The sequence below is a fragment of the Mycoplasmopsis fermentans PG18 genome (assembly GCF_000209735.1).
In the GTDB taxonomy this organism is placed as follows: Bacteria; Bacillota_I; Bacilli_A; order Mycoplasmatales; family Metamycoplasmataceae; genus Mycoplasmopsis; species Mycoplasmopsis fermentans.
On the sequence record NC_021002.1, the window covers coordinates 124097 to 125078 of the forward strand.

1 protein-coding gene and 1 pseudogene are annotated in these 982 nt (G+C 32.2%); both read left to right on the forward strand.

Translation table 4 applies throughout. From position 1 onward, the window contains the following. Positions 1 to 514: pseudogene (locus MBIO_RS00650) on the forward strand (Mbov_0397 family ICE element conjugal transfer ATPase); the annotation flags it as partial. Next, positions 495 to 857 carry an Mbov_0398 family ICE element protein gene (locus tag MBIO_RS00655; RefSeq protein ID WP_015510707.1) on the forward strand — a complete coding sequence of 121 codons (363 nt, stop codon included), beginning with the start codon at positions 495 to 497 and terminating at the stop codon, positions 855 to 857. The pseudogene MBIO_RS00650 and the gene MBIO_RS00655, both read left to right, overlap by 20 nt. Positions 858 to 982: the final 125 nt, after the last annotated feature.

The window sequence follows — 982 nt, forward strand, 5'->3', positions numbered from 1 at the left end:
CTTATCTTGTATGCTTTATACAGAAAGATTACGATTAAGAAAAAATAGATTCGTTAATAGCAGAAGAAATACAAAATTAACACGTTATGTTCATTTGTATGATGAAGAACACTTGTATATTAGTGAAAAGAATATAACTACTTTGAACTATATATCAGATACTACAAAGCTTGTGCGTAAGCTTGATTGCGGGACAATACATACCACGCAAAATCCTAGTGATTATGCTTCAAGCACGGCAGTTGAACAAATTGCTAAAAAGATTACGGGGAACTGTCAATATTCATTTTTTCTAGGGTTAGTAGGAGATGATATTGAGGCGGTTAAAAAGTTATACAAAACGGCTGAAGCTCCATTACTAGATTCTGAAGTTAAGTTTATTTCAGGAAGAAGAGTGGGGAAAGTTTTAGCAAGTATGAGTAATGCACTTAGATACAAAATTAATCTACATTACAATCCAAAGGAAAAGGAATTATTCTTTGAAAAGGGGGAAGATGAAAACATGAGAAATTAGTCAAGAAAATAAAAAAGGTGATAAATTATATGTAAAAAGCTCTAGAGCCTCAAAAAACGGCTCTAAATGCATTTCTACGCGTCTTAGTGAACCAGATTATGTGGCGTTATACGAAAGATGGGTAAAAAGAATTAAACAAAGTGGCTCTACTCCGTATGTAGAGCTTAAAGATATAATTCGCAACGCTTTAATTAAACAAGAGAAAGAGGAAATAGCTAAAGATTTCAAAAATGATTTATTTTATGCATTAAGAAAAGTATCTTGAGCGTCTTTGACTCCATTTTATCGCAAGATTATAAATGAAATAACAAGCAAAATATTGATTTGGTTTTGCTTGATTTAAAAGTCAATATGTTGTTAAATGCTCTTATAAGCGATAAAGGAATGTTAGATGAACCCTAACATATTTGCTTAAGAGCCAGATATGCAAAGCGTTTGCGTGAAAGATGAATGAATCGCTCTGCATGG